Origin of the sequence: Phenylobacterium sp., from assembly GCF_965229015.1 — a bacterium.
In the GTDB taxonomy this organism is placed as follows: Bacteria; Pseudomonadota; Alphaproteobacteria; order Caulobacterales; family Caulobacteraceae; genus Phenylobacterium.
The window spans coordinates 1016065-1042232 of the sequence record NZ_CBDDIM010000001.1 but is presented as its reverse complement, the minus strand read 5'-3'; the positions used below and the strand labels follow the sequence as shown (position 1 = coordinate 1042232).

At 67.9% G+C, this 26168-nt stretch carries 28 protein-coding genes; 27 read left to right on the top strand and 1 reads right to left on the bottom strand.

Going from position 1 to position 26168, the window contains the following annotated elements; translation table 11 throughout:
* Positions 1-45: 45 nt before the first annotated feature.
* From ACO06I_RS05190 to ACO06I_RS05065, 26 genes are all read left to right on the top strand, one after another.
* Positions 46-423 (top strand): NADH-quinone oxidoreductase subunit A, encoded by a 378-nt coding sequence (locus ACO06I_RS05190; protein WP_421931531.1) that lies wholly within the window; start codon positions 46-48, stop codon positions 421-423.
* Positions 393-989: a NuoB/complex I 20 kDa subunit family protein gene (locus tag ACO06I_RS05185; protein WP_421931530.1), complete on the top strand. Its 597-nt coding sequence runs from the start codon at positions 393-395 to the stop codon at positions 987-989. Before ACO06I_RS05190 ends, ACO06I_RS05185 begins: the two co-directional genes overlap by 31 nt.
* Complete coding sequence (locus tag ACO06I_RS05180; protein WP_421931529.1) at positions 986-1597, top strand: NADH-quinone oxidoreductase subunit C; 612 nt, start codon at positions 986-988, stop codon at positions 1595-1597. Before ACO06I_RS05185 ends, ACO06I_RS05180 begins: the two co-directional genes overlap by 4 nt.
* Positions 1597-2814, top strand: coding sequence for an NADH-quinone oxidoreductase subunit D (locus tag ACO06I_RS05175; protein WP_421931528.1), 1218 nt, complete (start codon positions 1597-1599; stop codon positions 2812-2814). Before ACO06I_RS05180 ends, ACO06I_RS05175 begins: the two co-directional genes overlap by 1 nt.
* Complete coding sequence (locus ACO06I_RS05170) at positions 2811-3161, top strand: nuclear transport factor 2 family protein (RefSeq protein WP_421931527.1); 351 nt, start codon at positions 2811-2813, stop codon at positions 3159-3161. Before ACO06I_RS05175 ends, ACO06I_RS05170 begins: the two co-directional genes overlap by 4 nt.
* A gap of 10 nt (positions 3162-3171) precedes the next feature.
* Positions 3172-3852: an NADH-quinone oxidoreductase subunit NuoE gene (gene nuoE / locus ACO06I_RS05165; RefSeq protein ID WP_421931526.1), complete on the top strand. Its 681-nt coding sequence runs from the start codon at positions 3172-3174 to the stop codon at positions 3850-3852.
* Positions 3849-4058, top strand: coding sequence for a hypothetical protein (locus ACO06I_RS05160; protein ID WP_304699879.1), 210 nt, complete (start codon positions 3849-3851; stop codon positions 4056-4058). The genes nuoE and ACO06I_RS05160 overlap by 4 nt, the downstream gene beginning before the upstream one ends.
* A 6-nt stretch (positions 4059-4064) precedes the next feature.
* Positions 4065-5381 carry an NADH-quinone oxidoreductase subunit NuoF gene (gene nuoF, locus ACO06I_RS05155; protein ID WP_421931525.1) on the top strand — a complete coding sequence of 439 codons (1317 nt, stop codon included), beginning with the start codon at positions 4065-4067 and terminating at the stop codon, positions 5379-5381.
* 8 nt (positions 5382-5389) lie between these two features.
* A complete protein-coding gene (gene nuoG, locus ACO06I_RS05150; protein WP_421931524.1) occupies positions 5390-7432 on the top strand; it encodes an NADH-quinone oxidoreductase subunit NuoG in 2043 nt (680 codons plus the stop codon).
* Between the two features lie 3 nt (positions 7433-7435).
* Positions 7436-8515, top strand: a complete 1080-nt coding sequence (gene nuoH / locus ACO06I_RS05145) for an NADH-quinone oxidoreductase subunit NuoH (protein ID WP_421931523.1) — start codon at positions 7436-7438, stop codon at positions 8513-8515.
* Positions 8512-8709, top strand: a complete 198-nt coding sequence (locus ACO06I_RS05140) for a hypothetical protein (RefSeq protein ID WP_421931522.1) — start codon at positions 8512-8514, stop codon at positions 8707-8709. Before nuoH ends, ACO06I_RS05140 begins: the two co-directional genes overlap by 4 nt.
* 7 nt (positions 8710-8716) lie before the next feature.
* Positions 8717-9208 (top strand): NADH-quinone oxidoreductase subunit NuoI, encoded by a 492-nt coding sequence (gene nuoI / locus ACO06I_RS05135; protein ID WP_421931521.1) that lies wholly within the window; start codon positions 8717-8719, stop codon positions 9206-9208.
* An 83-nt stretch (positions 9209-9291) separates the two neighbouring features.
* Positions 9292-9909: an NADH-quinone oxidoreductase subunit J gene (locus ACO06I_RS05130; protein WP_421931520.1), complete on the top strand. Its 618-nt coding sequence runs from the start codon at positions 9292-9294 to the stop codon at positions 9907-9909.
* Positions 9906-10214, top strand: a complete 309-nt coding sequence (gene nuoK / locus ACO06I_RS05125) for an NADH-quinone oxidoreductase subunit NuoK (protein ID WP_304780140.1) — start codon at positions 9906-9908, stop codon at positions 10212-10214. The genes ACO06I_RS05130 and nuoK overlap by 4 nt, the downstream gene beginning before the upstream one ends.
* A gap of 10 nt (positions 10215-10224) precedes the next feature.
* Positions 10225-12294 (top strand): NADH-quinone oxidoreductase subunit L, encoded by a 2070-nt coding sequence (gene nuoL, locus ACO06I_RS05120; RefSeq protein ID WP_421931519.1) that lies wholly within the window; start codon positions 10225-10227, stop codon positions 12292-12294.
* Between the two features lie 14 nt (positions 12295-12308).
* On the top strand, positions 12309-13796 hold the full coding sequence (locus tag ACO06I_RS05115) for an NADH-quinone oxidoreductase subunit M (RefSeq protein ID WP_421931518.1): 1488 nt from the start codon (positions 12309-12311) through the stop codon (positions 13794-13796).
* A gap of 12 nt (positions 13797-13808) precedes the next feature.
* Positions 13809-15239 (top strand): NADH-quinone oxidoreductase subunit NuoN, encoded by a 1431-nt coding sequence (gene nuoN, locus ACO06I_RS05110; RefSeq protein WP_421931517.1) that lies wholly within the window; start codon positions 13809-13811, stop codon positions 15237-15239.
* A complete protein-coding gene (locus ACO06I_RS05105; protein WP_421931516.1) occupies positions 15240-15977 on the top strand; it encodes a biotin--[acetyl-CoA-carboxylase] ligase in 738 nt (245 codons plus the stop codon).
* Between the two features lies 1 nt (position 15978).
* Positions 15979-16752 carry a type III pantothenate kinase gene (locus tag ACO06I_RS05100; RefSeq protein WP_421931515.1) on the top strand — a complete coding sequence of 258 codons (774 nt, stop codon included), beginning with the start codon at positions 15979-15981 and terminating at the stop codon, positions 16750-16752.
* Between the two features lie 66 nt (positions 16753-16818).
* Positions 16819-18435 carry a ribonuclease J gene (locus ACO06I_RS05095; protein WP_421933599.1) on the top strand — a complete coding sequence of 539 codons (1617 nt, stop codon included), beginning with the start codon at positions 16819-16821 and terminating at the stop codon, positions 18433-18435.
* A 122-nt stretch (positions 18436-18557) separates the two neighbouring features.
* Positions 18558-20846 (top strand): CaiB/BaiF CoA transferase family protein, encoded by a 2289-nt coding sequence (locus ACO06I_RS05090; protein ID WP_421931514.1) that lies wholly within the window; start codon positions 18558-18560, stop codon positions 20844-20846.
* Between the two features lie 81 nt (positions 20847-20927).
* Positions 20928-21350, top strand: a complete 423-nt coding sequence (mce, locus tag ACO06I_RS05085; protein WP_304696957.1) for a methylmalonyl-CoA epimerase — start codon at positions 20928-20930, stop codon at positions 21348-21350.
* On the top strand, positions 21350-21613 hold the full coding sequence (locus tag ACO06I_RS05080; protein ID WP_421931513.1) for a DUF1467 family protein: 264 nt from the start codon (positions 21350-21352) through the stop codon (positions 21611-21613). The genes mce and ACO06I_RS05080 overlap by 1 nt, the downstream gene beginning before the upstream one ends.
* Before the next feature lie 281 nt (positions 21614-21894).
* On the top strand, positions 21895-23208 hold the full coding sequence (proS, locus tag ACO06I_RS05075; RefSeq protein ID WP_421931512.1) for a proline--tRNA ligase: 1314 nt from the start codon (positions 21895-21897) through the stop codon (positions 23206-23208).
* Positions 23205-24494 (top strand): lipoprotein-releasing ABC transporter permease subunit, encoded by a 1290-nt coding sequence (locus ACO06I_RS05070; RefSeq protein WP_421931511.1) that lies wholly within the window; start codon positions 23205-23207, stop codon positions 24492-24494. The genes proS and ACO06I_RS05070 overlap by 4 nt, the downstream gene beginning before the upstream one ends.
* Entirely contained in the window at positions 24487-25191 is a 705-nt protein-coding gene (locus ACO06I_RS05065; protein ID WP_421931510.1) for an ABC transporter ATP-binding protein, read from the top strand. The genes ACO06I_RS05070 and ACO06I_RS05065 overlap by 8 nt, the downstream gene beginning before the upstream one ends.
* Before the next feature lie 64 nt (positions 25192-25255).
* On the opposite strand, the gene ACO06I_RS05060 is transcribed toward ACO06I_RS05065, so the two are convergent.
* Positions 25256-25888, bottom strand: coding sequence for a hypothetical protein (locus ACO06I_RS05060; protein WP_421931509.1), 633 nt, complete (start codon positions 25886-25888; stop codon positions 25256-25258).
* Positions 25889-26068: 180 nt separating this feature from the next.
* Here ACO06I_RS05060 and sidA point away from each other — a divergent pair, with 180 nt between their 5' ends.
* A complete protein-coding gene (gene sidA, locus ACO06I_RS05055; RefSeq protein WP_421931508.1) occupies positions 26069-26161 on the top strand; it encodes a cell division inhibitor SidA in 93 nt (30 codons plus the stop codon).
* Positions 26162-26168 lie beyond the last annotated feature (7 nt).

Sequence of the window (26168 nt, the reverse complement as noted above, 5' to 3'; positions counted from 1 at the left end):
TGCCGCGATCGTGGTCTAGAAGGGCGCGACTCCTTCGAGGATTCCATGAACGCGTTCCTTCTGCAGTACCTCCCCATCGTGATCTTCCTGGGGATCGCGGCGGCCCTGGGGGTCGTCTTCATCCTCGCCTCGGCGGTTCTCGCCCCCACGGCGCCGGACCCCGAAAAGCTCTCGTCCTACGAGTGCGGCTTCAACGCCTTCGATGATGCGCGGATGAAGTTCGACGTCAGGTTCTACCTGGTCTCGATCCTCTTCATCATCTTCGACCTGGAAGTGGCCTTCCTGTTCCCGTGGGCGGTCTCGCTCATGAAACTGCCGCAGGAGCTGGGCCAGTTCTCCTTCTGGTCGATGATGACCTTCCTGGGCGTGCTGACCGTCGGCTTCATCTACGAATGGAAGAAGGGCGCCCTGGAATGGGAGTGATCGTCCCCTCGGGCTCCGCGCCTGCGCTTTCGGCCGGTCGCTCGACCGTCGAGGGCTATAATCCCAAGCTTCACGACCCCTTCTTCGACGGCGTCTCCACCGAGCTGGCCGACAAGGGATTCATCACGGCCGCCGCCGACGACCTCATCACCTGGGCGCGTACCGGCTCGCTGATGTGGATGACCTTCGGCCTGGCCTGCTGCGCCGTCGAGATGATGCACGCCTCGATGCCGCGCTACGACCTGGAGCGCTACGGCTTCGCCCCGCGCGCCAGCCCGCGCCAGTCCGACGTGATGATCGTCGCCGGCACCCTGTGCAACAAGATGGCCCCGGCCCTGCGCAAGGTCTACGACCAGATGCCGGAGCCCCGCTACGTCATCTCCATGGGCTCCTGCGCCAATGGCGGGGGCTACTACTATTTCAGCTACTCCGTGGTGCGCGGCTGCGACCGGATCGTTCCGGTGGACATCTACGTTCCCGGCTGCCCGCCCACCGCCGAGGCCCTGGTCTACGGCGTGCTGCAGCTGCAGAAGAAGATCCGCCGCACGGGGACCATCGAGAGATGAGCTGGCCCGTCACGACCCAAACCCTCGAGACCCTGGGCCAGCAGGCCGTCGCCGACAGCGCCGGCGCCTTGGCCAGCTACGCCGTCGCCTTTGACGAGCTGACCCTGACGGCCCCGGCCGGCCGCGTGGCCCAGGCCCTGACCCTGCTGCGCGACAAGTTCGGCTTCGCCCAGCTGATCGACCTGTGCGGCGTCGACTACCCGGAGCGCCCGCTGCGCTTCGACGTGGTCTACCACCTGCTGTCGATGACCAAGAACCAGCGCGTCCGCCTGAAGGTCCAGACCGACGAGGACACCGCCGTCCCCACCGCCACGGGGGTCTTCCCCTGCGCCGACTGGTACGAGCGCGAGGCCTTCGACATGTACGGAATCTTCTTCGAGGGCCACCCGGACCTGCGCCGCATCCTCACCGACTACGGCTTCCACGGGCATCCGCTGCGCAAGGACTTCCCGATGACCGGCTATGTCGAGCTGCGCTACGACGACGAGCTCAAGCGCGTGGTCTACGAGCCGGTGAAGTCCGTCGAGTACCGCAACTGGGACTTCCTCTCGCCCTGGGAAGGCGCCGACTACATCCTGCCCGGCGACGAAAAAGTGGAGGCCAAGTGATGGCGGACGACGCCTCCCTGAAGCCGCTCTCGGAAAACGAGACCCCGGTCCGGAAATTCAACATCAACTTTGGCCCGCAGCACCCCGCGGCCCACGGCGTCCTGCGCCTGGTCCTGGAGCTGGACGGCGAGGTCGTGGAGCGGGTCGACCCGCACATCGGCCTGCTGCATCGCGGCACCGAGAAGCTGATGGAGTACCGCACCTACCTCCAGAACATCCCGTACTTCGACCGCCTCGACTACGTGGCGCCGATGAACCAGGAACACGCCTTCTGCCTGGCCATCGAGAAGCTGCTGGGCCTGGAGGTTCCGATGCGCGGCAGCCTGATCCGGGTCATGTACTCGGAAATCGGCCGCGTCCTGAACCACCTGCTCAACGTCACGACCCAGGCCATGGACGTCGGCGCGCTCACCCCGCCTCTGTGGGGCTTCGAGGAGCGCGAGAAGCTGATGGTCTTCTACGAGCGGGCCTGCGGCGCGCGCCTGCACGCCAACTACTTCCGCCCCGGCGGCGTCCACCAGGACCTGCCCGAGGACCTGATCAACGACATCGACGACTGGGCCGTGGCCTTCGCCCGCCCGCTCAGCGACATCGACAAGCTGATCACCGGCAACCGCATCTTCAAGCAGCGCAACGTCAATATCGGCGTGGTGACCCGCCAGGAGGCCATCGACTGGGGCTTCTCCGGCGTCATGGTGCGGGGTTCGGGCATCGCCTGGGACCTGCGTCGCAACCAGCCCTACGAGTGCTATGACGAGCTGGACTTCGAGATCCCGCTCGGCCTGAACGGCGACTGCTACGACCGCTATCTCTGCCGCATGCAGGAAATGCGGGAGTCCATCAAGATCATCCGCCAGTGCGTTGAACGGCTTCGGAAAACGCCGGGTCCGGTGCTGACCGAGGACAACAAGTTCGCGCCGCCGCGCCGGGGCGAGATGAAGCGCTCCATGGAAGCCCTGATCCACCATTTCAAGCTCTACACCGAGGGCTTCCGCACCCCGGAGGGCGAGGTCTACGCCGCCGTCGAGGCGCCCAAGGGCGAGTTCGGCGTCTTCCTGGTGAGCGACGGGACCAACAAGCCCTATCGCTGCAAGATCCGCGCGCCGGGCTATCCGCACCTGGCGGCCATGGACTGGATGGCCAAGGGCCACATGCTGGCCGACGTCTCGGCGATCATCGGGTCCCTGGACATCGTCTTCGGGGAGGTCGACCGGTGAGCGCGCCTGCCTGCATCTCCCCCTTCGACGTCGTGGACGGTCAGTTCGAGGCTTACAACAGCCAGAACCTGTCGACCTTCTGCAGCTTCTACGCCGACGACGCCGTGCTCGCCGACTTCAACGGCGCAATCACCGCGAACGGCATCGAGGCCATCCGCGCGCGGCACGAGAAGCTGTTCGCCGATTTCCCGCAGAACAAGGCCGAGCTGAAGGCGCGGATCGTCATCGGTTCGCGCGTCATCGACCACGAGCTGGTCGCCCGTACGCCCGGCGGCGACACCTTCGAGGTCGCGGCCATCTACACCATCTCGGACGCCAAGATCGTCCGGGTCGATTTCGTGAAGTGAGGCTCAGACCGTGAGCGTTCGACGCCTTTCCCCGAACCAGCCCGCCAGCTTCGCCTTCTCCGCGGAGACGATGAAGCAGGCCCAGTGGTGGATCTCGAAATATCCGGACGGCCGCCAGCAGTCGGCGGTGATCCCGATCCTGTGGCTGGTGCAGAAGCAGGAAGGCTGGGTTTCCGAACCCGCCATCCGCGCCGTCGCCGAGCTGCTGAAGATGGCCACCATCCGCGTCTACGAGGTCGCCACCTTCTATACGATGTTCATGCTGGAGCCGGTCGGCACCCACGCCATCGTCCAGGTCTGCGGCACCACGGCCTGCCAGTCGCGGGGCTCCGAGGCCCTGCTGGAGGTGTGCCGCAAGCGCTTCGGTCCTGACAGCCACCGCTCGGCGGACGGCAAGTTCTACTGGCAGGAAGTCGAGTGCCTGGGGGCCTGCTCCAACGCGCCGATGGCCGCCATCAACGACCGCTACTACGAAGACCTGACCGTCGAGGGGTTCGAGAAGCTGCTGGACGAGTTCGCCGCCGGGCGCACGCCGCCTCCGGGGTCGGAGATCGGCCGCCAGGGCAGCGCCGTCCTGGGCGGCAACACCACCCTCAACGATTCCAAGCTCTATGACGGGTCGGCCGCCAAGCCGATCAAGAAGCTGCCGAACGCCGCCCCCAAGGGTAAGGCCAAGGCGCCTGTCGCATGACCGAGGTGGAGATCGCCAAGCGCCGGTTCACGATCATGGTCGCGGTCTCCGCGGCCAGCGTCTTCGTGGCCATCGCCTCGATCGTCTGCGCCTTTCGATTCAGCCAGACCTGGCTGCTGTACGTCTTCGCTGTCGCGCTCCTGATCGGGTTCGGCGCGCAGATCTGGTTCATCGCGGGCTTCCGGTCCGCGAAAAAGGGAGTGTAGGGGGTCTTGGTCGGCATCCTGGAAGACAAGGACCGCATCTTCACCAACATCTACGGGCTCCAAGACTGGGGCCTGGAAGGTGCGAAGGCGCGCGGCTGCTGGAACGCGACGCGCGAGATGCTGGAACAGAGCCACGAATGGGTCTGCGAGCAGATCCGTGAATCCGGCCTGCGGGGCCGGGGCGGCGGCGGGTTCGTCACCGGCTTCAAGTGGACCCTGATGCCGCAGCAGCTCAGCGAGCGGCCCCACTATCTGGTGGTCAACGCCGACGAGTCCGAGCCCGGCGCCTGCAAGGATCGCGAGATCATCCGCAACGATCCGCACCTGCTGATCGAGGGCTGCATGATCGCCAGCTACGCGATCCGCGCCCACACCGCCTATATCTACATCCGCGGCGAGTACGTGGCCGAGCGCGAGCGCCTGGAGGCGGCGATCAAGCAGGCCTACGCGGCCAAGCTGATCGGCAAGAACAACGTCAACGGCTGGGACTTCGACCTCCACGTCACCCATGGTGGCGGGGCCTATATCTGCGGCGACGAGACCGCGCTGATGGAGAGCCTGGAGGGCAAGAAGGGCCAGCCGCGCCTCAAGCCCCCGTTCCCGGCCGGCGCCGGCATCTATGGCTGCCCCACCACCATCAACAACGTCGAGTCCATCGCCGTCGTCGGCACCATCCTGCGCCGCGGCGCCGGTTGGTTCGCGGGCTTCGGCCGTCCGAAGAACGCCGGCACCAAGCTGATGGCGGCCTCGGGCCACGTGAACAAGCCCAGCGTGGTGGAGGAGGCGATGTCCATCCCCATGCGCCAGCTGATCGAGGAGCACTTCGGCGGCGTGCGCGGCGGCTGGGGCAAGCTCAAGGCGGTGATTCCCGGCGGGGTCTCCATGCCGATGATCACCCGCGAACAGGCCGAGACGGTCCTGATGGACTTCGACGACCTGCCCCGCGTGCAGTCGCGACTGGGCACCGCCACCATGATCCTCTTCGACGAGGACACCGACCTGATCCGCGTGATCGCCCGGGTCTCGCGCTTCTTCAAGCACGAGAGCTGCGGCCAGTGCACGCCGTGCCGCGAAGGCACCGGCTGGATGTGGCGGGTGATGGAGCGGATGGTCACCGGCGAGGCCGAGATGCGCGAGATCGACCTATTGCTCGACGTCGCCTCCCAGGTCGAGGGTCACACCATCTGCGGCCTCGGCGACGCCGCGGCTTGGCCCATCCAGGGCCTGTTCCGCAACTTCCGCCACGAGGTCGAAGAGCGGATCACCAGTTATCGCGCGGGCAAGCCGCATGTTCAGGGCCACGCCCTGCACGCGGCGGAGTGAGCTGAAAGATGCCTAAAGCCAAGGTCAACGGCGTCGAGGTCGAGTTCGAACCCGGCATGACGGTTCTGCAGGTGGCGGAGCTGGCCGGGGAGGAGATCCCGCGCTTCTGCTATCACGAGCGGCTGAGCATCGCCGGCAACTGCCGCATGTGCCTGGTCGAGGTGAAACCCGGCCCGCCCAAGCCGCAGGCCTCCTGCGCCCTGCCGGCCTCCGATGGCCAGGAGATCATCACCAACTCGCCGATGGTCAAGAAGGCCCGCGAGGGGGTGATGGAGTTCCTGCTCATCAACCACCCGCTGGATTGCCCGATCTGCGACCAGGGCGGCGAGTGCGACCTGCAGGACCAGGCCATGGGCTATGGCCGCGACGACAGCCGCTATGGCGAGAACAAGCGCGCGGTCGAAGAGAAGTTCATGGGGCCGTTGATCAAGACGGTCATGACCCGCTGCATCCAGTGCACCCGCTGCGTCCGCTTCATCACCGAAGTGGCCGGCGTGCCCGACATCGGTCTCATCTCCCGCGGCGAAGACGTTGAAATCACGACCTATCTCGACAAGGCCGTGGCCAGCGAACTGTCGGCCAATGTCATCGACCTCTGCCCGGTGGGCGCGCTCACCTCCAAGCCCTACGCCTTCAACGCCCGGCCCTGGGAGCTGAAGAAGACCGAGAGCGTCGACGTCATGGACGCGCTGGGCTCGGCTATCCGCGTCGACAGCCGGGGCCCCGCGGTGCTGCGCGTGCTGCCGCGGCTGAACGAGGACATCAACGAGGAGTGGATCAGCGACAAGACCCGCTACGCCGTCGATGGCCTGTCCCGCCAGCGTCTCGACAAGCCCTTTATCCGTGAAGGCGGCCGCCTGCGGACCGCCACCTGGGCCGAGGCGCTGAGCCTCGTCGCCGCCAAGCTGAAGGCCGCCAGCCCCGACCGCATCGGCGTGATCGCCGGCGACCTGCAGGACGCGGAGTCCATGAAGGCCGCCAAGGACCTCTTCGGATCCCTGGGGGTGAAGAACCTCGACTGCCGCCAGGACGGCATGGCGCTCGGCGCCGGCGCCCGCGAGACCTGGCTGTTCAACTCCACCATCGCCGGCGTCGAGAACGCCGACGTTATCCTGATGGTCGGGACCAATCCGCGCCTGGAGGCGCCGGTGCTCAACGCCCGGTTCCGCAAGCGCTGGGTCGCCGGCGCCCTGGAAGTCGGCGTCATCGGCGACCAGGCCGACCTGACCTACGGCTATGAGTATCTCGGCGCGGGCTCGGCCAGTCTGTCGGGCCTGGCCAAGTCCAAGAGCGAGTTCGTCAAACGCCTGAAGGCGGCCAAGAACCCCGCCATCATCCTCGGCGCCGGCGCGCTCGGCCGCGCCGACGGCGGGGCGATCGCCAAGGCCGCGGCGGAGGTCGCCAAGGCCTTCGGCATGACCTGGAACGTCCTGCACACCGCCGCCAGCCGCGTCGGCGGCCTGGACCTGGGCTTCATCCCCGGCGAGGGCGGCAAGACCGCCGTCCAGATGGTCGCCCCCGGCGCTATGGACGTGCTGTTCCTGATGGGCGCCGACGAGATCGACGCCACCGCCAGCGACGCCTTCACCGTCTATATGGGCACCCACGGCGACGCCGGCGCCCACATGGCCGACGTGATCCTGCCGGGCGCGGCCTATACCGAGAAGGACGGCCTCTATGTGAACACCGAGGGCCGGGTCCAGATGGGCCAGCGCGCGGTGTTCCCCAAGGGCGAGGGCCGCGAGGACTGGTCCATCCTGCGGGCCCTGTCGGATCGCCTGGGCGCCACCTTGCCCTACGACACCCTGGCCCAGCTGCGCGCCAAGCTGTTCGCCGACCATCCGACCTTCGGACGGATCGACTACGCGCCGGGCGCGGCGGCCTCGGCCATCGACCTGTCGGGCATCCCGGCGGCCGGATCGGCCACGGACGCGCCGCTCACCAGCGCGGTGCGCGCCTTCCACCTCACCAACCCCATCGCCCGCGCCAGCGTGACGATGGCCGAGTGCGCGGCCGTGGCGGCCGGCGCCTCCAAGATCGCGGCGGAGTAGGGGATGGATCCGACCATCAATTTCTGGGCCACCCAGCTCGGCTGGACCCTGATCACCGTCGGCAAGATCATGCTGGTGATCCTGCCACTGCTGGTCTGCCTGGCCTTCTTCATGCTGGCCGACCGCAAGATCTGGGCGGGCGTCCAGATGCGCAAGGGCCCCAACGTGGTGGGCCCCTTCGGCCTGCTGCAATCCTTCGCCGACCTGATCAAGTTCGTGCTGAAGGAGCTGGTCATCCCCGACGGCGCCGACAAGGCGGTCTTCCTGCTGGCGCCGGTCCTGACCTTCCTCCTGTCCCTGGTGGGCTGGGCGGTGATCCCCTTCGCGCCGGGCTGGGTGATCTCCAACATCAATGTCGGCGTGCTCTACCTCTTCGCCATCAGCTCGCTGGGCGTCTACGGCATCATCATGGGCGGCTGGGCTTCGAACTCGAAGTACCCCTTCCTGGGCAGCCTGCGCTCGGCGGCCCAGATGGTCAGCTACGAGGTCTCCATCGGCTTCGTGATCATCACCGTCATCCTGCTGAGCGGCAGCATGAACCTGATGACCATCGTCGAGAAGCAGGCGGGCGGGTTCTGGAACTGGAACTTCCTCGGCGGCGGCCTGCACAACTGGCCCATCACCATCGTGATGTTCGCCATGTCGGTGATCTTCTTCATCTCGGCCCTGGCCGAGACCAACCGCCCCCCCTTCGACCTGCCGGAAGCCGAGTCCGAGCTCGTGGCCGGCTATCAGGTGGAATATTCCTCCAGCCCGTTCCTGCTCTTCATGATCGGCGAGCTGGTGAACATCGTGCTGATGTGTTCGCTGATCTCGCTGCTGTTCTTCGGCGGCTGGCAGGCGCCCATCGATTTCGCCTTCGTCCACCAGTGGGGCGACCTGGCGCAGGGCTTCTACGGCCTGATGTGGTTCTTCCTGAAGACCTGCTTCTTCTTCTTCCTGATCGCCATGGCCAAGGCCATCGTGCCCCGCTACCGCTACGACCAGCTGATGCGCCTGGGGTGGAAGGTCTTCCTGCCCACCTCCCTCGTCGCCGTGGTCCTGGTGGCGGCCTGGCGCGTGTTCGGGCCCGTCCCCGCATGAAGATCCTGCTCGCCCTCTCCGCGACCCTGCTCTGCGCCGCCTGCGCCAGCGGCGTGACCCCCAATGGCGGGGTGGCGAGCTATGACGCCTTGAAGACCGCCCGCGCCGAATGCCTGGCCAAGGGCGGCGATCTGAAGCTGGCGAAGGAGGGTGATCCTCAGTCGATCACCGCCTACGTCTGCAAACGAAAGTGACGCCAAGATGATGCAGCGTATCACCCAGGCCGTGAAAGGCGCGGCGCTGATGGACTTCGTCGGCGCCTTCGGGATGGCCATGAAGTACATGGTCCGCCCCAAGGCCACCGTGCTCTATCCCTATGAGCGCGGGCCCCAGTCGCCGCGCTTCCGTGGCGAGCACGCCCTGCGCCGCTATCCCAACGGCGAAGAGCGCTGCATCGCCTGCAAGCTCTGCGAGGCCATCTGCCCGGCCCAGGCCATCACCATCGAGGCCGAGCCCCGCGCCGACGGCAGCCGCCGCACCACCCGCTACGACATCGACATGGTGAAGTGCATCTATTGCGGCCTGTGCCAGGAGGCCTGCCCGGTGGACGCCATCGTCGAGGGGCCCAACATCGAATACGCCGTGGAGACCCGCGAGGAGCTCTATTACGACAAGGAACGCCTGCTCGATAACGGGGACCGTTGGGAGCGGCAGATCGCGAAGAATCTGGAACTGGACGCGCCCTACCGGTAAGACCCGGGCGCGATTCCGAAAGCTAATCACCGCGTCGCCGTCAGGCGCCGGTCACTGAAATTGAGGGGCTGAGACAAGCCGTTATGGCCGTTCAGGCGATCGCATTCTACTTGCTGGCGGCGGTGACCTTGGTCGCCGGGCTCTGCGTGGTCTCGGCCCGCAGTCCCGTGCACTCGGTCCTGTTCCTGATCTTGACGTTCTTCTCCGCCGCGGGGCTCTTCGTGCTCCTTGGGGCCGAGTTCCTCGCCATGCTTCTGGTGGTCGTCTATGTCGGCGCCGTCGCGGTGCTGTTCCTCTTCGTCGTCATGATGCTCGACGTCGACTTCACCGCGCTCCGCCAGGGCTTCGCCCGCTACATGCCCCTGGGCGCGGGCGTCGCCGGCGTCCTGGCCTTCGAGATGATCCTGGTCTCCACCGCGGTCTCCACCGGCGGGGCCGCGCGGCTGAACGACACCCCGGCCGCCTCGGGCGTGGACATCTCCAACGCCGAGACCATCGGGCGGGTGCTCTACACCGACTATGTCTACTTCTTCCAGGCGGCGGGGATGGTTCTGCTGGTGGCCATGATCGGCGCCATCGTGCTGACCCTGCGCCATAAGCCCGGCGTCCGCCGGCAGGTGATCGCCGACCAGGTAGCGCGCGAGCCGAAGACCGGCATGCGGGTCATTTCCATCAAACCCGGCGCGGGGATCGACGAATGAGCATCGGGCTCGCCCATTACCTGGCGGTCGCGGCGATCCTGTTCACCATCGGGGTGTTCGGGATCTTCGTGAACCGCAAGAACATCATCGTCATCCTGATGTCGATCGAGCTGATCCTGCTGGCCGTGAACATCAACCTGGTGGCCTTCTCGGTCTATCTGCACAACGTCACGGGGCAGATCTTCGCCATGTTCGTCCTGACCGTGGCCGCGGCCGAGGCCGCCGTCGGCCTGGCCATCCTGGTCACCTTCTTCCGTAACCGCGGCGACATCGCCGTGGACGACGTCTCCGTGATGAAGGGCTGAGGACCCCGCCATGACCCCTCAGCTTCTCGTCACCATCGCGGTCTTCGCGCCCCTGGTCGCCGCGGCCATCGCGGGCCTGTCGGGCCGCCGCATCGGCAATGTCGCCTCCCAGGCGCTCACCACCGGCGCCCTGTTCCTGTCCTGCGCCATCGCCTGGACCACCTTCTACGGGGTGATCTGGGGCGACTGGCCGGCCCGGTTCACCGTCCACATCCTGCCCTTCATCAATATCGGCGACTTCCAGTCCAACTGGTCGATCCGCATCGACACCCTGTCGGCCGTGATGCTCGTGGTGGTGACCAGCGTCTCCTCGCTCGTGCACCTCTACTCCTGGGGTTACATGGCCGAGGACCCGTCCAAGCCGCGGTTCTTCGCCTATCTGTCGCTGTTCACCTTCGCCATGCTGGCCCTGGTCACCGCCGCCGACTTCATGCAGCTGTTCTTCGGCTGGGAAGGGGTGGGCCTGGCCAGCTACCTGCTGATCGGCTTCTGGTTCCACAAGCCCACCGCCAACGCCGCCTCCATCAAGGCCTTCGTGGTCAACCGGGTGGGGGACTTCGGTTTCGCGCTCGGCATCATGACCGTCTACTGGATGTTCGGCACGGTGCAGTTCGCCGAGATCTTCCCGCGCGTCGCGGAGTTCGCCGACAAGGGCTGGTTCTTCGCCGGCCACTGGTTCCACGCCGTGGACCTGGCCTGCGCCCTGCTGTTCGTCGGCGCCATGGGCAAGTCGGCCCAGTTCTTCCTGCACACCTGGCTGCCGGACGCCATGGAAGGCCCGACCCCGGTCTCGGCCCTGATCCACGCCGCCACCATGGTGACGGCCGGCGTCTACATGGTCTGCCTGCTGTCGCCGATGTTCGAGTACGCGCCGGTCGCCAAGCAGATCGTCACCCTGATCGGCGCGGTGACGGCCCTGTTCGCCGCCACGGTGGGTCTCGCCCAGAACGACATCAAGCGGGTCATCGCCTATTCGACCTGCTCGCAGCTCGGCTACATGTTCTTCGCCGCCGGCGTGGGCGCCTATCAGGCGGCCATGTTCCATCTCTTCACCCACGCCTTCTTCAAGGCGCTGCTGTTCCTGGGCGCGGGCTCGGTGATCCACGGCATGCACCACGAGCAGGACATGCGGAAGATGGGCGGCCTGTGGAAATACCTGCCGGTGACCTATGCGGTCATGACCATCGGGACGCTCGCCATCACCGGCTTCGGCATCCCGGGCGTGGAGCTGGGCTTCGCCGGCTTCTATTCCAAGGACACCATCATCGAGGCCGCCTTCGCCGCGGGCCAGCACAACCCGGTGGCCTTCTTCGCCTTCCTGGTCAGCCTCAGCGCCGCCGGCCTCACGGCCTTCTATTCCTGGCGCCTGGCCTTCATGACCTTCCATGGCACGCCGAAGTGGGCGCATGACGATCACGCCCACGCCGCCGACGACCACGCCAGCCACGCCCAGATCGAGACCCACAGCGAGCCGCTGCCGGACGATCACGACGCCCACGGCCATGGAGACCACAAGCCCCACGAGAGCCCGCTGGTGATGCTGGTCCCGCTGATCGCGCTGGCGGTCGGCGCCGTGGCCGCCGGCTACGTCTTCGTGGAGTCCTTCGTCGGCGAGGAACGCAACGCCTTCTGGCGCGGCGCCATCTTCAATGCGCCCACCAACACCGTCCTGGAACACGCTCACCACTCGCCGGAATGGCTGCTGTGGGCGCCCCTGGTGGTCTCGGTGATCGGTTTCCTGGCGGCCTGGTACTACTACATCGCCAACGAGGGGATGGGCGCGCGGATCGCCGCCAAGAAGGGCCCGCTGTGGAGCTTCCTCTACAACAAGTGGTACTTCGACGAGCTCTATGAGGCGACCTTCGTGCGGGCGGCCAAGTTCCTGGGCGACCTGTTCTGGAAGGGCGGCGACCAGAAGATCATCGACGGCCTGGGTCCGGACGGCGTCTCGGCGGTGTCCTATGACATCGGCCGCCGCGCGGGTCTGCTGCAGACCGGTTATGTCTATCACTACGCCTTCGTCATGCTGTTGGGCGTGCTGGGTCTCCTGACCTTCGCCGTCTTCCAGTGGCAGGCTTGAGCGGGAGCGGGATCATGATCGGCCTTCTCTCCGGCGTCACCTTCGCCCCCCTGCTGGGCGTCGCAGCCATCCTCATCCTGAGGTTCTTCGCGCGCACCGACGACGCCAAGACCGTCAGCGCCGCCAAGTGGATCGCGCTCGTCACCACCCTCGCGACCCTGGCCCTCTCGGTCCTGCTGGTGGCGGAGTACGATCCGGCCAATCCGGGCTTCCAGTTCGTCGAGGACGCCCCCTGGTTCGCGGGCCTGCACTACCGTATGGGCGTGGACGGGATCTCCATCCTGTTCGTCCTGCTCACCGCCTTCCTCATGCCGCTCTGCATCGCGGCCTCCTGGAAGACGATCGAGACGCGCGTGCTGGAATACATGATCGCCTTCCTGGTCCTGGAGACCCTGGTGATCGGCGTGTTCTGCGCGCTGGACCTGGTGCTGTTCTACGCCTTCTTCGAGTTCGGCCTGGTGCCGATGTTCCTGATCATCGGCATCTGGGGCGGCAAGCGCAGGGTCTACGCGGCCTACAAGTTCTTCCTCTACACCCTACTGGGTTCGGTCCTGATGCTGGCGGCCATCCTCGGCATGATCGGGATCGCCCACACCTCCTCGATCCCCGAACTGATGGTCTACAAGTTCGACCCGCACCTGCAGACCTGGCTGTGGCTGGCCTTCTTCGCCTCCTTCGCGGTGAAGATGCCCATGTGGCCGGTCCACACCTGGCTGCCCGACGCCCACGTAGAGGCGCCCACCGCGGGCTCGGTGATCCTGGCCGGCATCCTGCTGAAGATGGGGGGCTACGGCTTCCTGCGCTTCAGCCTGCCGATGTTCCCCCAGGCCTCGGAGTACTTCACGCCCCTGGTGTTCGCGATGAGCGTCATCGCCATCGTCTACACCTCGCTGGTGGCCTTCCGTCAGACCGACATCAAGAAGCTGATCGCCTATTCCTCGGTGGCCCACATGGGCTTCGTGACCATGGGCATCTTCTCCGGCAACGACATCGGCGTGCAGGGGGCCATCTTCCAGATGCTCAGCCACGGGGTGATCTCCGGGGCGCTCTTCCTCTGCGTGGGCGTGGTCTATGACCGCATGCACACCCGCGAGATCGCCTTCTACGGCGGGCTGGTGAACCGCATGCCGTGGTACGCGGCGGTCTTCATGCTCTTCACCATGGGCAATGTCGGCCTGCCGGGCACCTCGGGCTTCGTCGGCGAGATCCTGACCATGACCGGGACCTACGGCGTCTCCACCTGGACGGCCCTGGTGGCAGCCAGCGGGGTGATCCTCTCGGCGGTCTACGCCCTGTCGCTCTATCGTCGGGTGATCTTCGGGGAGCTCACCAATCCGGCCCTGGCCGAGATCGGCGACCTCGACTGGCGCGAGGTGGCGATCTTCGCGCCGCTGATCGCCTCCACCCTCTACCTCGGCATCTATCCGGCCGCCGTCTTCGACCTGACCCAGTCCTCGGTCGACAACCTCGTCGCGGTCTACCGCGCGGCCATCGGCGCCTAGGGGCTCTTATCCATGAACTTCTCCGCCGATATCGCCCTTGCCGGTCCCGAGCTGATCCTGGCCGGCGCCGCCCTCCTGCTCCTGGTGGTCGGGGCCTTCGCGCCGCGGGCCACCAACCTGCTGTCCATCGGCGCCGTCGCCGCCCTCGCGGGCGCCGGCTACGCCGCGGCCTTCGGGGCGCAGGGCAGGGGCTTTTCCGGGGGCCTGGTGGCCGACGCCGCCTCGGCCTTCAGCCAGGTGGCGATCTTTGCCGCCAGCGCCGTGGCCATCCCGCTCGGCCAGAAGTGGTTCGAGCGGCGCGGGGTGCGCAATTTCGAATTCCCGGTCCTGATCCTGCTGGCCGCGCTCGGCATGTCGATGATGGTGGCCGCCGGCGACCTGATCTCGCTCTATGTCGGGGTCGAGCTGCAGTCCCTGGCCCTCTACGTCCTGGCCGCCATGCACCGCGACGACGCCAAGGCCTCGGAAGCCGGCCTGAAGTACTTCGTGCTGGGCGCGCTTTCCTCAGGGCTCCTGCTCTACGGCGCCTCGCTGATCTACGGCTTCGCCGGCTCCACCAAGTTCGTCGACATCGCCGTGGCGGTCCACGCCGGGGCCGGGACGGGCGTGCTGTTCGGCCTGGTCTTCCTGATCTGCGGCCTGGCCTTCAAGGTCTCCGCCGCCCCGTTCCACATGTGGACGCCGGACGTCTATGAGGGCGCGCCGACCCCGGTCGTGGCCTTCTTCGCCGGGGCGCCGAAGCTGGCGGCCATGGTGCTGTTCGCCCGCGCGCTCAGCGAAGGCTTCCAGGGGGCCTCGGCCCAGTGGAGCCAGGTCCTGGTGATCATCGCCCTGGTCTCCATCGCGGTCGGCGCCTTCGCAGGCCTCGCCCAGAGCAACCTCAAGCGCCTGTGGGCCTATTCCTCCATCGCCAATGTCGGCTACGCGGTCCTGGGCCTGGCCTCGGGCAGCGCCGAGGGCGTGCAGTCCATGCTGGTCTTCATGGTCCTCTACATGGTCGACGTGACCGGCTTCTTCGCCTGCCTGGCGGCCCTGTCCCGGGCCGGCAAGCCGATGGAGACCATCGAGGACATGGCCGGCCTGATGAAGGAGCGTCCCGGCATCGCCATCGCCATGACCGTCTTCTCCCTGTCGGCCCTGGGCCTGCCGCCCTTCTCGGGCTTCTGGGCGAAGTTCTACGTCTTCAAGGCGGCCATCAATTCCGGCCTCGGCGTCGCCGCGGTCATCGGTCTGGTGGGCAGTGTCGTGGCGGCCTTCTACTACCTGCGCCTGATCAAGGTCATGTGGTTCGACGGCGGCGTCGGCGGCACGGACGCCCCGCCGGCCGAGGCCCGCACCATCGCCATCGCCGCGGCCCTCTTCTCCTTCCCGCTGGTGCTCGGCGCGCTGGTCTTCATCGACCCGCTGGCCAAGGCCGCCGCGGCCGCCTTCGGCCTGGTCTAGGTGACGCTTCCGCCGATCGAGTCCTACGACGAGATCGATTCCACCAACGCCGAGGCGCGCCGCCGCGCCGAGGCGGGCGAGGTCGGCCCCGTCTGGATCACCGCGCTGACCCAGACCGCCGGCCGCGGTCGGCGAGGCCGTGACTGGCAGACCAGATCCGGCAACCTGGCGGCCACCCTGCTGTTTCCCACCGACAAGCCGGCGGGGGAGGCGGCCCAGATCTCCTTCGTGGCGGCGCTCGCCGCCGCCGACCTGGCGGAGACCTGCCTGGGCGCCGGCGTCGCCACCGTGAAATGGCCCAACGACCTGCTGATCCACGGCCGCAAGGCCGTCGGGATCCTGGTGGAGTCCGGCCCGCTGCCGGACGGTCGCCTGTGGCTGGCGGTGGGGATCGGGATCAACCTGGCCCACGCCCCCCAGGACGTGGAGCGCCCCGCCGCGGACTTCGCCGAGTTCATGAACGGCCCGCCGCCGACGCCGCGCGCGGCCCTGGAGGTGCTCGCCCAGGCCTTCGAGCGCTGGCGCCTGGCCTGGGAGCGGGAGGGCTTCGCCCCCATCGCCAAGGGATGGACCGAGCGCGCCCACGGCCTGGGGCAGCCCTGCGAGGCCCGTCTGCCCAACCAGACCCTGCGGGGGGTGGCCGAGGGCCTGGACCTGGATGGCGCGCTGCGCCTGCGACTGGACGACGGCGCGGTTCTGCGCATAACGGCCGGCGACGTTTTCTTCGGAGGGGCCTGACATGCTGCTCGCCATCGAACAGGGCAACACCAACACGCTGTTCGCCGTCCATGATGGCGGAAGCTGGATCGCCCAGTGGCGCGCGGCCACCGACTCCAGCCGCACCGCCGACGAGTACGCGGTCTGGCTGTCCCAGCTCCTCAACATGGCCGGCCTGCAGTTCGGCGTCCTGGACGCCTGCATCATCTCCAGCGTGGTGCCGCAGTCGATCTTCAACCTGCGCAACCTGTCGCGCCGCTATTTCCACGTGGAGCCCCTGGTGATCGGCGAGAACGCCGAGCTGGGGATTCCGGTGCGCATCACCAAGCCGGCCGAGGCCGGGGCCGACCGTCTTGTGAACGCAATTGGGGCGCATATCGTCTATCCGGGCGACCTCATCGTCATCGACTCCGGCACCGCCACCACCTTCGACGTGGTGGCCGCCGATGGCGGTCTTGAGGGCTGCGCCATCGCGCCAGGGATCAACCTGTCGATGGAGGCGTTGCATACGGCGGCGGCGAAGCTGCCCCGTGTCGCGATCCAGCGGCCCGAGCATGTCGTCGGCAAGGACACCGTGGAAGCGATGCAGGCCGGCGTGTTCTGGGGCTATATCGCCCTCATCGAAGGTCTCGTCGCCCGTATCAAGGCCGAGTGGGGCCGCCCGATGACCGTGATCGGCACGGGCGGCGTCGCCTCTCTCTTCCACGGCGCCACCAGCGCCATCGACCATTTTGATCCCGATCTCACCATCCGTGGGATGCTGGAAATTCACCGCCGAAACCCGGCGAAGGCATAATTCGTGAAACCCAAACCTGACGACGAACTCGTTTTCCTGCCGCTCGGCGGCTCGAACGAGATCGGAATGAACTTCAATCTCTACGGCTACGGTCCCCCGCACGCGCGGAAATGGATCGTGGTCGATCTCGGCATCACCTTCGGCGACCAGACCACGCCCGGGGTGGAGATCATCCTGCCCGACCCGCAGTTCCTCGAGGCGCACAAGAAGGACATCCTCGGGATCGTCCTGACCCACGCCCACGAGGACCATATCGGCGCCGTCGCGCGCCTGTGGCCGCGCCTGGGCGGCGTGCTCTACGCCACGCCCTTCACCGCCTTCCTGCTGCGCGAGAAGCTGCGGGAGAACCCGGCCGCCGCCGGGGCTGAGATCGTCGAGGTGCCCCTGGGGGGCAAGGTGACCCTGGGTCCCTTCGAGATCGACCTGATCACGCTCACCCACTCGATCCCCGAGCCCAACGGCCTGGCGATCCGCACCCCGCTCGGCACCATCCTCCACACCGGCGACTGGAAGATCGATCCCGATCCCGTCCTGGGCTCGGTGACCGACGAGGACGCCATCAAGAAGCTGGGGGACGAAGGTGTCCTGGCCATGGTCTGCGACTCCACCAACGTCTTCGTCGACGGCACGGCCGGCTCCGAGGCCGACGTCCGCGACGCGCTCTCCAGCCTGATCAAGGGGCTGCATCACAAGGTGGCCGTGGCCTGCTTCGCCTCCAACGTGGCGCGCATGGATTCCGTGATCCGCGCCGCCGAGGCCGCCGGCCGCCGGGTCTGCCTGGTGGGCCGCTCGATGCACCGCATGGCGGCCGCCGCCAAGTCGGTGGGCATGATGACCGACCTCAAGGATTTCATCCCCGACAACGAGGCCCGCGACTTCGCCGAGGACCGCATCCTCTATCTGTGCACCGGCAGCCAGGGGGAGGCCCGCGCGGCCCTGTTCCGCATCGCCGACGGCTCCCACCCCTTCGTGAAGCTGGGGCAGGGGGACGCCTGCGTCTTCTCCTCCCGCGTCATTCCCGGCAACGAGGTGCCGATCCGCGCCCTGCAGAACCGCCTCGCCGACCGCGGCGTGCGGCTCTACACCGAGCGCGACCATCCGGGCATCCACGTCTCCGGCCACCCCTGCCGTGACGAGCTGGCGCAGATGTACGCCTGGGCCCGGCCGCAGATCGCCGTGCCCACCCATGGGGAGCGCCGCCACCTGCTGGAGCACGCCGCCTTCGCCAAGGACCTGCAGGTTCCGCAGACCGTCTCGCCCCGCAACGGCGACATGGTCCGCCTGGCGCCCGGCCGCGCCGAGATCATCGACGAGGTTCCCGCCGGCCGCATCTATGTCGACGGCGGCATGCTGACCCCGGAGAACGGCGACGCCCTGCGCGAACGCCGCCACGCCGCCTTCAACGGCATGCTGGCCGTCTCCGTCGCCCTGGACCCCCGCGGCAAGATCGTCTCGGGCCCGCAGGTCCGCGCCCTCGGCCTGCCCGCCGAGGAGGACTATCCGATGGACGAGATGATGGACGACCTCGCCGACGAGGCCGAACGCGCCCTCGACCGCCTCAAGGGTCCCGAGCGGGACGACGACGAGGCCATCGAGAAGGCCATCTCGCGGGCGGTGAAGAAGGCGAGCCAAAGGGTATGGGGCCGCCGTCCCGTGGTGGAGACCACGGTCCTGCGCATCTAACCGACCGACCGGTCGGGCTTGTTTCAAGGCTCGGGTATGGTTTGATGTCCTCCGGCTCGCGGCCCGCGAGCTCCGCGAGGGCGCGCGACACGACGCGCCCCGCACCAGGGAGGGCGCTCGAAATGTCCGCATTCGCCGGCGTGCGCATCGTCGACTTTACGCAGGGGCTTCCCGGTCCCATGGCGGCCATGTTGCTGGGCGACTTCGAGGCCGAGGTCGTCAAGGTCGAGCCGCCCCAGGGCGATCGCATGGCCGGCCATCCCGGCTACCTCACCTGGAACCGCAACAAGCAGCTCCTGACCCTGGACCTCGCCACGCCGGAAGGCCTGGCTCGCGCCCGAGAGCTGATCGCGCTCGCCGACGTCGCCCTCTTCGACCATACGCCGGGCAAGCTGGAGGCCCTGGGCCTCGACGCCCGCACCCTCACCGAGGCCCATCCGTCCCTGATCCACGCCTGGATGCCGCCCTATGGGACCACGGGGTCCTGGAGCCAGCTGCCCTCCCACCACAGCCTGCTGACGGCGCTCAGCGGGGTGGCGTTCCGGCAAGGCGCCTATTCCGACCAGCCCATCCACCTGATCCTGCCCCTCTGCCACTATGGCCAGGGCGTGATGGGCGCCGCGGCCATCGGGGCGGCCCTGCACGAGCGCCACCGGAGCGGCAAGGGCCAGGCCGTCATCGTCAGCGGCCTGCACGGGGTCTCGGAAGTCACCGGCCCGGTCCGGGTCCTGGCCGACCCGCCTCTGCCCCGCGGCGCGCCGCTCGGGGCCTCTCCCAGCTACCGGCTCTATGAGTGCGGCGACGGCCAGTGGTTCTTCCTGGCGACCCTGTTCGTGGCCTTCTACCACCGCGCCATCCAGGCGCTCGGCCTGGCTGACCACTGGGAGACCTTCGCCGCCGATCCCCTGCTGGCCCGCGAGGCCCTGAAGGCGGTGTTCAAGACCCGGCCCCGGGCCGAGTGGCTGACCCTGCTGCAGAGTCACGGGGTCCCCTGCGCCCCGGTGGGCGAGCGCGAGCCCTGGTTCGCCGGAGACGCCATCGCCGCCGGAGAGGCGAGGGTGGTCCTGGATCACCCGCAGCTCGGCCCCGTGGCCATGCCCAATGTCCCCGCGCGCCTGACGGTGACCCCGGGCTCGGTGCGCCACCTGGCCAAGCCCTTGAACGGCAACGCCTGGGGGCCGCGCCCCGGGCTGGAGCCCACCGGCGCCAATGACGGTCCCGCGCCCCTGGCCGGGATCAAGGTGCTCGACCTGGGGACGGTGATCGCCGGGGCCCATGCCGGCGGCGTCCTGGCCAATCTCGGCGCCGACGTCATCAAGATCGAGCCCATCGAGGGCGACCCCTTCCGCAGCAATGGCGGTGGCTTCATGGCCTATAACCGCGGCAAGCGCGGTCTGGGGATCGACCTGAAGCAGCCGGCCGCCCGCGAGATGTTCTTCGACCTGGTGCGCGAGGCCGACGTCATCCTCGACAACTACCGCTTCGGCGTCCGCGAGCGCCTGGGCATCCACTACGCGGCGCTCAAGGCGATCAATCCCAGGATCATCTCCTGCTCGATCAACGCCTATGGCGACAAGGGGCCCCGCGCGCACCTGCCGGGCTTCGATCCCCTGCTGCAGGCCGAGGGCGGGATGATGGCCGCCCAGGGCGGGGACGGCGAGCCGGTCCTGCACACCATCCCGGTCAATGACGTGGCCACCGCCGCCATCGTCGCCTTCTCCATCATCGCCGCCCTCAACGCCCGCCAGACGACCGGGGAGGGGCAGGAGGTGGTCACCAGCCTGATGGCCCAGAGCCTCACTTTCCAGCTGGGGGAGGTCACCACCTATGAGGGCCGGCCGGCCAACGATGTCGGCGACCGCGACTGCCTGGGCGTGCGCGCCTTGCACCGCTACTACAACTGCGCCGACGGCTGGATCGCCATCGTCTGCGAGACCCCCGAACAGGCCGACGCGGTGGGGGGAGTCCTTCGGGTCGCCGTCCCCGCGACGGCGCTCGCCGCCCCCCGCGACGGCCCCCTGGCCCGCGCCCTGGAACTCGCCTTCGCCAGCCGCCTGCGCGACGAGGTGATGGGCGCCCTGCTGGCCCAGGAGGTCCCCTGCGCCCCGGTCCTGCGCGGCTATGAGGCCTTCGAGAGCGACTGGCTGTGGGAGAACGACGTCTTCGAGGTCTGGCGTCATCCGCGCCTGGGGGACATGCTGGGGGTCCGGTCCTATGCGGACTTCGGCCGCGGCGCGGCGGGCTTCCACCGCCCCACCCCGGACCTCGGCCAGCACAGCGGCGAGCTCTTGGAGGAGATGGGCTATTCCCACGCCCACATCGCCGAGCTGCTGGCGGCCGGCGCCATCTTCGGCCCCGCCGCCAACCTGGCCCACCTGCGCGACGGCGGCACGGCCCTGTTCACGCAGTAGCGGCGGGAAGTCGCACAGAGCGTTCCCCTAACCCGGCGGAACTCGTCTATACCCTCGCCCATCATTTGAGGCGGACGGTCCATGATCGGAAAACTGAACCATGTGGGGGTCGCGACCCCCTCCATCGACGAGGCGGTCAAGGTCTATCGCGACCTGCTGGGCGCCACCTCCATCGGCGAGAAGTTCGCCCTGCCCGAACAGGGGGTCTGGGTCTGCTTCGTCGACACTCCCAACAGCCAGATCGAGCTGATCGAGCCCTATGGCGAGGCCTCGCCGATCCACGGCTTCCTGGCCAAGAACCCCTCGGGCGGCCAGCACCACATCTGCTTCGAGGTGCCCGACATCCTGGTGGCCCGCGACGACATGCGGGCCAAGGGCGCCACGGTCCTGGGGACCGGCGAGCCCCGCATCGGCGCCCACGGCGTGCCGGTGATCTTCATCCATCCCAAGAACATGGGCGGCGTCCTGGTCGAGCTCATGGAAACCCCCAAGGGAGCCCACTGATGACCTGGTTCACCGGCGTCGCCATCTATCTGACCATCTGGTGGACGGTGCTGTTCGCCGTCCTGCCGCTGGGGGTCACCAGCCACGCCGAGGCCGGCATCGACAAGGGCGACGGCGGCGATCCGGCCGCGCCGGTGGATCCCAAGATCAAGCAGAAGTTCATCACCACCACCTGGATCTCGGCGATCGTCTTCGCCGTCCTGTGGCTGCTGCTGCACTTCAAGGTGATTCCGCTCCCCAGCCTGCCCTCCGGCCTGGGCTGATTGCCCAAGGACGCGGCGTCGCGTCCCGGGCGCGCTCAAAGTTTGGGCGAAACCCGGGCGGCGGCGGGGCGGGGGCGTAACCCCTTCGGCGGCGGCCGTAACCCAGGTTACCTGATTGGACATCGCGGGCAGCCAAAAGCCGCCCGTGGCGTTTTCCCCGACGATGAGAAGGCCGCCCGCCTCCCTGGGCGGCCTTCTTTTCATCCAGCTTCGTTGCCAAGGTCCATGGGCGACGGCTATCAGGGCCGTTGATCTGAACCTCGTCCGGGAATCTTCGCCAGATGCGTCTTTCGCGTTACTTCATGCCGACGCTTCGGGAAGCCCCCTCCGACGCCCAGGTGGTCAGCCACCAGCTCATGCTGCGCGCCGGCATGATCCGCCAGGAGGCTGCCGGCATCTATGCCTGGCTTCCCCTCGGCCTGCGGGTCCTGAAGAAGATCGAGCAGATCGTCCGCGAGGAGATGGATCGCGCCGGCGCCATCGAGGTGCTGATGCCCACCCTGCAGCTGGCCGACCTGTGGCGCGAGAGCGGCCGCTATGAGGACTATGGCGACGAGATGCTGCGCATCACCGACCGCCACAAGCGCGACCTGCTCTACGGGCCTACGGCGGAGGAGGTGATCACCGAGATCTTCCGCGCCTATGTGAAGAGCTACAAGGACCTGCCCAAGAACTTCTACAACATCCAGTGGAAGTTCCGCGATGAGCGCCGTCCCCGCTTCGGCGTCATGCGCGGCCGCGAGTTCCTGATGAAGGACGCCTATTCCTTCGATGTGGACGAGGCCGCCGCCCGCCGCTCCTACAACCGCATGTTCATCGCCTATCTGAACACCTATGCGCGGATGGGCCTCAATGTGGTGCCCATGAAGGCCGACCCCGGCCCCATCGGCGGGGACCTGTCCCACGAGTTCATCATCCTGGCCGACACCGGCGAGAGCCAGGTCTTCTGCCACAAGGACCTCATCGAGATGGGCGCCCCCGGCGACGTCGATTGGGACGGCGACCTCCAGCCCCTGGTGGAGCAGCGCACCAATCTCTACGCCGCCACCGAGGAGATGCACGACGAGGCCGCCTTCGCCGCCGTCCCCGAGGACAAGCGCCTGTCGGCGCGCGGCATCGAGGTCGGCCACATCTTCTATTTCGGCGAGAAGTACTCCAAGCCCATGAAGGCCGTGGTGGCCGGGCCCGACGGCCAGGACCGCCCCATCCACGGCGGCTCCTACGGGGTTGGGGTCTCGCGCCTGACCGGGGCGATCATCGAGGCCAGCCACGACGAGGCCGGCATCATCTGGCCCGACGCCGTGGCGCCCTTCGGCGTGGCGGTGATCAATCTGCGCCCCGGCGACGCCGCCGTCGATGAGGTGGCCGAGAACGCCTATCAAGCCCTGATCGCGGCGGGCAAGGATCCGCTGCTGGACGACAGCGACCAGCGCCCCGGCGCCAAGTTCGCCGCCATGGACCTGGTGGGCATCCCCTGGCAGCTGGTGGTGGGTCCCAAGGGCGTCGCCGACGGCACGGTGGAGATCAAGCGCCGCGCCACCGGCGAGAAGCAGACCCTGCCCCTGGAGCAGGCCCTGAAGGTGATCACCGCGTGAGCCAGCAGGCCCTGGGGGGACGCGCCCCGCCCTTCGGGGTGTGGGAACGCACGGTGGCCGGCCGCTATCTGCGCGCCAAGAAGAGCCAGGGCGGCGTGGCCCTGATCTCGGTCATCTCCTTCATCGGCATCACCCTGGCCGTCGCCGTCCTGATCATCGTCATGAGCGTGATGAACGGCTTCCGCTCCGAGCTGCTCAGCCGCATCCTCGGCTTCAACGGCCACGTCTATGTCGCCGGCGGCGTCCTCCAGGGTCCCGACCAAGACCCCCTGGTCCACCGCCTGCGCGCCATTCCCGGCGTCACCCAGGCCGCCCCGGTGATCGAGGCCCAGGCCATGGCCCTGGGCATCGGCCAGATCAGCGGCGCCATCGTGCGCGGCATCACCCCAGCCGACCTCAAGGCCACCAAGATCATCTCGGGCAACATCGTCTCCGGCTCCCTGGAGGGCTTCGGCGACGGCGAGTACGGCGGCGACCTGGTGCTGGTGGGCGACGAGCTGGCCCGCAATCTGGGGGTCCAGGCCGGCGACGCCCTGACCCTGATCTCCCCCACCGGCGGGGCCACGGCCTTCGGCGCCACGCCGCAGCGCAAGTCCTACACCGTGGCCGGCACCTTCAAGGTGGGGATGAGCCAGTACGACCAGGCCTTCATCTACATGCCGCTTTCCCAGGCCCAGCTGTTCTTCGGCCGCGACCAGAGCGTCGACTTCGTGGAAATGAAGCTGGCCAATCCCGACGACGCGGTTGGGATGAAGCCGGAGGTGGCCCGCATCGCCGGCCCCGGCGCCGTGGTCACCGACTGGACCCAGAAGAACGCCTCCTACTGGGGCGCCCTTCAGGTGGAGCGGAACGTCATGTTCCTGATCCTGATGATGCTGCTGTTCATCGCGGCCATGAACATCATCTCCGGCCTGGTCATGCTGGTGAAGAACAAGAGCCGCGACATCGCCATCCTGCGCACCATGGGGGCGGGGCAGGGGAGCATCCTGCGCATCTTCTTCATGACCGGCGCCACCATCGGCATCCTGGGCACGGCCACGGGCCTGGCCATCGGCGTGCTCTTCTGCACCTTCATCGGCGAGATCCAGCAGGCGGTGGAGTGGGCGACCGGGACCCAGGTGTTCAATTCCGACGTCTATTTCCTCACCCGCGTGCCGGCCAAGATCGACTGGATCGAGGTCTCCGGCATCGTCGCGGGCGCGCTCGCCATGACCTTCATCGCCAGCCTGCCCTCGGCCTGGCGCGCCTCGCGCCTCGATCCCGTGGAGGCGCTTCGCTATGAGTGACCCCTCCAGCCCCGACCAGGTCCTGGCCATCCGCGGCCTGACCCGGACCTACCAGAGCGGCGACAAAACGCTCACCGTCCTCGACGGCGCCGACCTGGACGTCATGCCGGGCGAGGTCGTGGGCCTGATCGGCCCCTCGGGCTCGGGCAAGTCGTCGCTGCTGCACGCCGCGGGCCTGCTGGAGCGCCCCACCGCCGGCCAGATCTTCATCGAGGGCCGCGACTGCTCCAACCTCAGCGACCGGGTCCGGACGCGGGTGCGCCTGCACACCATCGGCTTCGTCTACCAGGCCCACCACCTACTGCCGGAGTTCTCGGCCCTGGACAACGTGGCCCTGCCCCAGATGATCGCCGGGGTCTCTCGCAAGGCCGCCCGCGAACGCGCCTTCTTCCTGCTGGAGGAGCTCGGCCTGGCCGAACGGGTCAAGCACCAGCCCGCCCAGCTCTCCGGCGGAGAGCAGCAGCGCGTCGCCATCGCCCGGGCCCTCGCCAACTCGCCTCGCCTCTTGCTGGCAGACGAACCCACCGGCAACCTCGATCCGCATACGTCAGCCGCCGTGTTCGAGAACCTCTACGCCCTGGCCCGCGCCACCGGCGTCGCGGCCCTCGTCGCCACCCACAACCTCGAACTCGCGCGGCATATGGACCGGGTCCTGGGGCTCAAGGACGGGAAGCTGGAAGCGCAGACGGGGTTCTAGGACACCGGTCCTCCTCGCCGTCCTCCGGCGCGCCCTATTCGGCCGCGAGAGGGGGGGGCGGGCCTCAGTTGGTCTTCACGGAGGTGATCCGGTTCACGGGGCGGGTGTCGTAGAAGACCGTCACCTGCTGCCCGTCGGCCTTTGTCATGCCCTCAGAGACGAAGGCCTCGAAGGTCATCGGCTTTCCGGCCGCGGGAGTCACCGTGACCGTGTCCGGCAGGTCGCCGTCGCTGACCTCGCCCGCGCCGCTCAGCCGGCCGCTGATCTTCAATAGGCCCGAGACAGACGCCGGCGCCTCATCCCCAAGCACCGAGACGCCCTTGAGCCGGATGTCCCGCAAAGCCGGCTCGTCCTCGCGCGTGTAGCCGACGGCGACTCTCTTGCCCTTCAGGGCCTCAAGGCCGCCAGCCCCGAGGCCCAGGTCCTCGGCATTGGCGGTCAGGTCGTGGCCGGGCTGGCCCGATTGGAACACGATGGTGACGACATACATGGGGTAGCCGCCGTCCTCCACGGCCGTGACTTCGCCGACCCCGCGCAGCTCACCGACCGCCCGTTCCCGCGCGCCGTCGGAGGCTGGGGCGGCTTGAGCTCTCTCCATCGCCGGCCTGTCCTTCGCAACGGGCGCCGTCGAACTCGTCCTGGCCTGGCAGCCCGCCAAGGCGATGGCGGCGAGGAGGGCGATGAGGTGCGAGGTCATAGGGGGCATCCTGGCTCCGATAGGCACGGCGGGCTTCATGGCTGAGCTTAGCCCAGGGTCGGCGCGGCCTCCCACCCCTCGGGGGGCTATTTCCCGCTGCGATGTCCTTGAGATCCACCCCTTGTCATGAGAACAAAACCAGAATAGGAACATACCCGGAACATTCACAGGAGGGGCGTTATGGTTGTTCGTCTGGCGCGGGAATCGCTGGCCTTTGTGTCGGTGGCGGGGTTTGTCGTGATGATGTGTCTGGTCGCCCAACTGGCCGCCTGAGGCCGAC

What these genes read in the sequence shown, in the direction of transcription:
- nuoG (WP_421931524.1), top strand. Translation starts at nt 5,390, where the DNA reads ATGCCTAAAGCCAAGGTCAACGGCGTCGAGGTCGAGTTCGAACCCGGC.
- ACO06I_RS05060 (WP_421931509.1), bottom strand. Translation starts at nt 25,888, where the DNA reads ATGACCTCGCACCTCATCGCCCTCCTCGCCGCCATCGCCTTGGCGGGC.
- nuoI (WP_421931521.1), top strand. Translation starts at nt 8,717, where the DNA reads ATGATGCAGCGTATCACCCAGGCCGTGAAAGGCGCGGCGCTGATGGAC.
- ACO06I_RS05100 (WP_421931515.1), top strand. Translation starts at nt 15,979, where the DNA reads ATGCTGCTCGCCATCGAACAGGGCAACACCAACACGCTGTTCGCCGTC.
- sidA (WP_421931508.1), top strand. Translation starts at nt 26,069, where the DNA reads ATGGTTGTTCGTCTGGCGCGGGAATCGCTGGCCTTTGTGTCGGTGGCG.
- ACO06I_RS05185 (WP_421931530.1), top strand. Translation starts at nt 393, where the DNA reads ATGGAAGAAGGGCGCCCTGGAATGGGAGTGATCGTCCCCTCGGGCTCC.
- mce (WP_304696957.1), top strand. Translation starts at nt 20,928, where the DNA reads ATGATCGGAAAACTGAACCATGTGGGGGTCGCGACCCCCTCCATCGAC.
- ACO06I_RS05160 (WP_304699879.1), top strand. Translation starts at nt 3,849, where the DNA reads ATGACCGAGGTGGAGATCGCCAAGCGCCGGTTCACGATCATGGTCGCG.
- nuoK (WP_304780140.1), top strand. Translation starts at nt 9,906, where the DNA reads ATGAGCATCGGGCTCGCCCATTACCTGGCGGTCGCGGCGATCCTGTTC.
- nuoH (WP_421931523.1), top strand. Translation starts at nt 7,436, where the DNA reads ATGGATCCGACCATCAATTTCTGGGCCACCCAGCTCGGCTGGACCCTG.
- proS (WP_421931512.1), top strand. Translation starts at nt 21,895, where the DNA reads ATGCGTCTTTCGCGTTACTTCATGCCGACGCTTCGGGAAGCCCCCTCC.
- ACO06I_RS05190 (WP_421931531.1), top strand. Translation starts at nt 46, where the DNA reads ATGAACGCGTTCCTTCTGCAGTACCTCCCCATCGTGATCTTCCTGGGG.
- ACO06I_RS05140 (WP_421931522.1), top strand. Translation starts at nt 8,512, where the DNA reads ATGAAGATCCTGCTCGCCCTCTCCGCGACCCTGCTCTGCGCCGCCTGC.
- ACO06I_RS05175 (WP_421931528.1), top strand. Translation starts at nt 1,597, where the DNA reads ATGGCGGACGACGCCTCCCTGAAGCCGCTCTCGGAAAACGAGACCCCG.
- ACO06I_RS05115 (WP_421931518.1), top strand. Translation starts at nt 12,309, where the DNA reads ATGATCGGCCTTCTCTCCGGCGTCACCTTCGCCCCCCTGCTGGGCGTC.
- ACO06I_RS05080 (WP_421931513.1), top strand. Translation starts at nt 21,350, where the DNA reads ATGACCTGGTTCACCGGCGTCGCCATCTATCTGACCATCTGGTGGACG.
- ACO06I_RS05065 (WP_421931510.1), top strand. Translation starts at nt 24,487, where the DNA reads ATGAGTGACCCCTCCAGCCCCGACCAGGTCCTGGCCATCCGCGGCCTG.
- ACO06I_RS05130 (WP_421931520.1), top strand. Translation starts at nt 9,292, where the DNA reads ATGGCCGTTCAGGCGATCGCATTCTACTTGCTGGCGGCGGTGACCTTG.
- ACO06I_RS05180 (WP_421931529.1), top strand. Translation starts at nt 986, where the DNA reads ATGAGCTGGCCCGTCACGACCCAAACCCTCGAGACCCTGGGCCAGCAG.
- nuoN (WP_421931517.1), top strand. Translation starts at nt 13,809, where the DNA reads ATGAACTTCTCCGCCGATATCGCCCTTGCCGGTCCCGAGCTGATCCTG.
- ACO06I_RS05090 (WP_421931514.1), top strand. Translation starts at nt 18,558, where the DNA reads ATGTCCGCATTCGCCGGCGTGCGCATCGTCGACTTTACGCAGGGGCTT.
- ACO06I_RS05095 (WP_421933599.1), top strand. Translation starts at nt 16,819, where the DNA reads ATGAACTTCAATCTCTACGGCTACGGTCCCCCGCACGCGCGGAAATGG.
- nuoL (WP_421931519.1), top strand. Translation starts at nt 10,225, where the DNA reads ATGACCCCTCAGCTTCTCGTCACCATCGCGGTCTTCGCGCCCCTGGTC.